Annotated in this window: 6 protein-coding genes; 5 read left to right on the top strand and 1 reads right to left on the bottom strand. The window is 48.0% G+C overall.

What is annotated here, in order from left to right; all coding sequences use genetic code 11:
• Positions 1-37: 37 nt before the first annotated feature.
• The 5 genes from OU793_RS23520 (at position 38) to OU793_RS23500 (ending at position 2,249) form a co-directional block, all read left to right on the top strand.
• A complete protein-coding gene (locus OU793_RS23520) occupies positions 38-376 on the top strand; it encodes a hypothetical protein (RefSeq protein WP_025818808.1) in 339 nt (112 codons plus the stop codon).
• A 159-nt stretch (positions 377-535) separates the two neighbouring features.
• Complete coding sequence (locus OU793_RS23515; protein WP_025789709.1) at positions 536-949, top strand: antirestriction protein; 414 nt, start codon at positions 536-538, stop codon at positions 947-949.
• Between the two features lie 87 nt (positions 950-1,036).
• A complete protein-coding gene (locus tag OU793_RS23510) occupies positions 1,037-1,453 on the top strand; it encodes a hypothetical protein (protein WP_023623348.1) in 417 nt (138 codons plus the stop codon).
• Between the two features lie 119 nt (positions 1,454-1,572).
• A complete protein-coding gene (locus OU793_RS23505; RefSeq protein WP_023623349.1) occupies positions 1,573-1,971 on the top strand; it encodes a hypothetical protein in 399 nt (132 codons plus the stop codon).
• Between the two features lie 23 nt (positions 1,972-1,994).
• Positions 1,995-2,249 (top strand): hypothetical protein, encoded by a 255-nt coding sequence (locus OU793_RS23500; RefSeq protein WP_129148034.1) that lies wholly within the window; start codon positions 1,995-1,997, stop codon positions 2,247-2,249.
• A gap of 481 nt (positions 2,250-2,730) precedes the next feature.
• Here OU793_RS23500 and OU793_RS23490 read toward each other — a convergent pair.
• Positions 2,731-4,873, bottom strand: a 2,143-nt coding sequence (locus OU793_RS23490) for a DNA topoisomerase (RefSeq protein WP_274647864.1), incomplete at its 5' end; no start/stop codon positions are given.

The following is a 4,873-nucleotide window of genomic DNA, read 5'->3' as shown; positions in this document are numbered from 1 at the left end:
TAATCTATGCGTTTGGATGCATTTAAATGGAGGCGCAATGAAAAAAATAGAAGCGATTAAAACTGGGCTGTTTTTTTACGATGACGGGGAGTCAAACCTGTCTCTAAGAGAGAACTTTGAAAGCCAAGTTTACTGCTCATTCGATGACATGATGTTCGACCTCTATTTGCTGAGCAAAAATGAGGACTTCAAGTTTGCCTTGGCACATGAAACCGAAAGCCATTTCCCTCGACGCACACCCGAAGAGCGTCAAGCACTGCTCGTGAAAAAGGTTCATGCCCAGCGTCGCTATCAAGACCACCTAGAAAAAGGAGGGACAGAGCTTCAATTGAGTGGCATGTTAGCCGATTTTGATAAGAAAAAAGCCCGTCATTGATTGACGAGCTTTTTCACACTTCGTTATACTAGCAGCACAACGCATCAGACGTTGTAAATCTTGGCCAGTGCTACCATTCATAATCGAGTGGTGCCAGAGCCCAAGATTATGATTGATAGCCTCGCTTGTTGTCAATCCATCAATTCAAAGGTGATCGTCATGATTACTGCATCAATTGTTCCCACTCAGGAACGCCCTAATTTTTATCCATCAATGACCTCAAACTACCTCACGGTTGAGCAAGCTGTGTATCATTTTTCTGATCAGTTTTTACCGGATTATTCTGGTGGTTACTGGGAGTTTGTGACGTTAAGCAATGGCGGGAAGTTTGCTTATCCAGAAATGGGGGAGCCTGTCGCTGTCAATAATGATTACAACTGTGCGTCGGCATCGCTTTCTAAGGAAGCCGCCGGGATTTGTATCTGGATAATTATGTTGGGCAACTGCGCCATGTCTGCTTATCAAAAGGGCAACAAAGCGGAGCTGGATAACCTCAGTGAGCATCAAGTTTTGCTCATGGATTACGCCAGAGAACACGCTGAGTGGGAGAACATTGCTCGCGTGATTAACTAATGGTTTAAGCCATTGAAGCGTTAAGCGCTTTTTACCACAGGAGAAGTCCTGTGGGGCTTCTCTTTTTTACTTTATTGGAGAAGTCTAATGTTAAAACTTGATGCTATCGTGAACACCCAACAAATCTTTGAAAACACCCCATCGAAGGTGGCGACGCACTATCATTTAGCGCGTCATAGCTACTTGTCACTGACAGAAGAGGGGCGCTTGTACATTTGGTGCGGCGTCAATGAAGCCTGGATTGAAACACAAAGTCCGCTTCATGAAGAGGGGCTGGTCCTGAATCTTTGCGCTCTTGCCAGTGCCGGTGTCAGCTTTGCGGGTTTGCACCCATGCGCTCGATGCCACAGCGCCACACACAATCATATTATGGTTGGTCGTGATGGCAGTGTGGTGTTGAACTGCCTAAGTTGTGGTTCGGTTATTAACGTATGGCGTGATATTTGGGAGGGCGTCCAGAAAGGGGCTCAACCATACACTCACGTTGAATCACGTCTGTCGTGACGTGTTGTTACACAGTAATACTTTACAGATAGCGGGTACTCCGCGGCGTTGCTAGTTCGGCTGGCAACGCCAGAAGAATAAGCAACTTACAATGACGATTCTTTTTAGAGGTACACACTATGTTTCACCAAAATCAATCAAAGTTAGCGCTCATCGATGAAGCAATGAAGATCGAAGCGAACACTCTGGTTTCTGTGTTTTTTTCATTTCAACGTTTGGAAAACTACGTGCTATGGGATCAACACATCGCGAGACGGATCATCGAGAAGATGTATGCGAGAACGTTAGAAGCCGAAACGCGCTTCCCTGCGGTTGTTGCCCCTTACGAGGACAATGATCAATCAGAAGAAGCGATGCATCTTGAGTGGGTTTGTGCTCAAGTGCCAGAGTTAGCATTAGACTTGGAATTAGAAATAACGGAGCTTGAGAAGGCAAACTATCGCGCAGAACACCCTGTTATTTCGGCGTTCTACGATGCATTGGTGTGTTGGTTTAACATTCCAGTGCATCACTTCTAATGCTCTTTAACGAGGGCGCGCTGATGAATTCATTATTGAACGGCGATGAACACCGGCTTGATGCAGAAGTTCATGTTTCGGTTGGGTATAAAGGTGCTTGCCGAGTTACGCTTGAAGTGAGTTGGGGTAAGGAGTACGTTGCAGTGCTTCCTTGCTTTGATGAGGCGAAGAGAGTAGCGAATTTAGCGTTAAATCCCATCGTCGGCGGGTTTCAGTCTGCCACGATCACTGAAACCACTGATGCGATAACACATGAATGTGCTGAAGAATGGTTGTAAAACCGCCAAACACAAACACACTGATGACACCAAATAGCCCGATAACATGATGATGTTATCGGGTTTTTTCATTCATGGACGTCAGCTAAGTGCCTTTCGAGTGCAGAGACCAATCGGCAGTGTTCATCCGCCGTGAAGGGCTCAGCACTTTCTAAGATGGTGGCTCTTAATATTCGCTTGGTGGTTTCCTGTGACGTGTGGAGATACTGCTGGGTGACGAACATGAGTTTGGAAAACGAGGGGCGATTGAGAACGAGTGGTTTACGACCGTGAACTCGCAACTCAAATCGTTCGAGGACATAGTCATCTTCATCATCCTCTAAGCACACCCAAGGATCGTGATTGTCTCGCATTTGGATAACGCTCTATCGTACTGAATGGGGAGGTGGTGTATTTATCTTAGCACCTTCCATGGCGCTAAGATAAATCAGCACTTTGAAGGAAGGTTAACATCATCACGTGCTGTGATGTTTGTTCAGTGTTAGAGTTCGCCTCGATCACGGTCAGGTTTGCCGTTTTGGTCAAAATAGCGCACCTTACATTTCGGAAAGCCACTGCATCCCCACCAAAATGATCCTTCTTTCTTGGCTGGTCTTCGCACAAGCGGATTGCCACACTGTTTGCAGAACTCTTCTGTGCTTGGCACAACACTCTGGCGTGGCTTGGGGTTGAAGTTTGGTTTACCGTTGTCGTCAGGGAACGTCGTCTTACAGTCAGGGTAGCGATTGCAGGCATGAAATGGTCCATGTTTGCCAGGGCGTTTGAGCGTGCCTTGTTGGCAGGTTGGGCAAGTCACGCCGCTGCGCTTCACGAAAGGCACACCGTGTGTTTTGACGTGCTCGACTTGGAGATGGATATACTTGTTTACGTCACTTAAGAACGATTCAATATTGAGCTGCTGCTTCGAAATCTTATCTAAGCTGCCCTCCCAAATAGCGGAAATGTCTGGCCGTACGATCTCATCAGGAAGGAGGGCGCAGAACTCTTGTCCCGCTTCCGTCGTTTTGTAGACCGGGTTCTTGTAGCCTTTCTCTTTGCCTAAGCGAACAAGGTGTGTCAGCTTACCCACCTTTTCAATATGGCCGCTTCGCGTGGCTTCTGTCCCGATGGACCCGTTTTCCCCGGCCGTGTCTTTGTCTTTCGCCTCCAGTGTTTTGCGCAGTTCCGGATCTTTAATGAACTTGGCCGCTTGGGTCATGGCTTTGAGTAAGCTAGCGTCATCAAAGTATTTTGGTGGTTTGGTTTCACGCTGCTCCATATCCACTTGTGTACACGAGCCTTGCGTACCTTTGACCATCGAGGTGAGGTCTAGGGCGTTTTGATTCGGTTCGTCTTGATGTTCACCTTTAAACAGCACTTCCCACCCTTGTTTGCTGAGTGTGGTTTGGGTGGCACGGTAGCAGCGGCCAGTGCAGTCCACATCGAGCGCCACTTTGTCGCGTACGGAGCCAGGGTAGAACAACGCAATAAAGCGTTTGGCCACCAATTCATACAGGTTTCGCTCACGGTCGTTAAGCTCGATACCCGCGCCGCTTTTCTCGGTAGGGACAATCGCGTGGTGCGCTTCTATTTTGCTGGCATTAAAGGCTTTGTGACTGGAGGTCGTCGCGGCGTGTTCAATGGCGGTATCAAGATGTGACAGTGTCCCTGTTATGGCCGCAAAGATACTGGAGCGGTTCTCCAGATGCGCATCGGAAAGGTACTGGTTATCACTGCGCGGATAGGTCAGCAGCTTATGCTTCTCATACAGCCCTTGCAAAGTATCTAGTACGTCTTTCGGTTTATAGCCCCATCGCTTTGACGCTTCAATTTGCAGCTTTGACAGATTGAATGGCATTGGTGGTTGGCGGTGTTCCGTCTTTTGTTCAATGCTGGAGATATGCGCATTTGCTCCGGTGTCCGCTTCTTTGGTCGCCGCGACTTCCAGTGACGAAATCATACGACCTTTGTCATCAAGCTCGAATGCTTCATCAGGAATGAGCTTGCCTTTGATGATGTTGCCACCCATATCAAAGTGACCAAATAACTCGTAGTAAAAGCTTTTCTGGTGATTGAGGTTTGCCAAGGTGCGCTCGTTAATCATGCCAATCATAGCCGTAATGACTCGGCCAATATTGAGCACTTCATCAAAACCTTTCTCTCTCGCTTTAAGGGTATAGGCGCGAGTTAGGTTATAACCGAAGGTTTGGTCGGCGATAGCGCGAGCTAACGCTTTTTGGGTCAGTGGTTGGAAGTGTTCATTCGGCTGTAAGTTTGCCAGCGCCGCTTTCACCGGCTTATCGTTCAAATCGGCAATCAAGACACGTTGCACTGGCTTGGTGTTGTTTGCATAGGTCAGCACCTCATCGACCAACAAACAGCCTTCCGGGTCGGGGTCGCCTGCGTGAACAATGCTGTCTGCTTTGTCTATCCAGCTCAGCACGACTTTGAGTTGCTTCGATGCCCCCTGACGCGGCTTCATTCTTGGCGGGTAGTGTGTGCTCAAAGGTAGGTACGACAAGGCCCATTTTTTATGTTCAATGTTGTAATCTTCTGGGTCGCACAGGGCAAGTAAGTGACCAACGCACCACGTCACCACCTCTTGACCATGTTGATAGTATCCGTCTTTTTTCTCGGTGTTGACG

The organism is Vibrio sp. VP6 (genome assembly GCF_028823755.1).
GTDB classification, from domain to species: Bacteria; Pseudomonadota; Gammaproteobacteria; order Enterobacterales; family Vibrionaceae; genus Vibrio; species Vibrio parahaemolyticus.
Note: the sequence above shows the minus strand (reverse complement) of the source record. Positions and strands in the feature narration are given on the sequence as shown.

Coding starts and splice junctions, on each gene's coding strand:
- OU793_RS23520 (WP_025818808.1), top strand. CDS start 38: ATGAAAAAAATAGAAGCGATTAAAACTGGGCTGTTTTTTTACGATGAC.
- OU793_RS23515 (WP_025789709.1), top strand. CDS start 536: ATGATTACTGCATCAATTGTTCCCACTCAGGAACGCCCTAATTTTTAT.
- OU793_RS23510 (WP_023623348.1), top strand. CDS start 1,037: ATGTTAAAACTTGATGCTATCGTGAACACCCAACAAATCTTTGAAAAC.
- OU793_RS23505 (WP_023623349.1), top strand. CDS start 1,573: ATGTTTCACCAAAATCAATCAAAGTTAGCGCTCATCGATGAAGCAATG.
- OU793_RS23500 (WP_129148034.1), top strand. CDS start 1,995: ATGAATTCATTATTGAACGGCGATGAACACCGGCTTGATGCAGAAGTT.